The 328-nt window shown below is 41.2% G+C and carries 2 tRNA genes; both read right to left on the bottom strand.

From position 1 onward, the window contains the following. Positions 1–146 precede the first annotated feature (146 nt). Positions 147–222 (bottom strand) — tRNA-Gln (locus Q3223_RS19640). A 7-nt stretch (positions 223–229) separates the two neighbouring features. Continuing rightward, positions 230–306, bottom strand: a tRNA-Arg gene (locus tag Q3223_RS19635). Positions 307–328 lie beyond the last annotated feature (22 nt).

Raw genomic sequence — 328 nt, 5'->3', positions numbered from 1 at the left:
CCTTTCGAAGTCACTGGTTTTCAAGACCAGCTCCTTAAACCACTCGGACACCTCTCCACATTAAGATACTTAAACTTACTTTAAAATCATACCTAACTATATTCAAAATAGAAACAATTTAAATATAGTTTAGCAAATATATTATTTGGCTGGGGATGCAGGACTCGAACCTACGCATACATGAGTCAAAGTCATGTGCCTTACCGACTTGGCTAATCCCCAATATATGTGGTGAGCGCACAGGGATTCGAACCCCGGACACACGCCTTAGAAGGGCGTTGCTCTATCCAGCTGAGCTATGCACCCACAATTATATATGTACAAATCA

Origin of the sequence: Clostridioides sp. GD02367, assembly GCF_045900275.1 — a bacterium.
Classification (GTDB): Bacteria; Bacillota; Clostridia; order Peptostreptococcales; family Peptostreptococcaceae; genus Clostridioides; species Clostridioides difficile_A.
The sequence above is the reverse complement of the archived record's forward strand: the minus strand, read 5'-3'. Positions and strand labels throughout refer to the sequence as shown.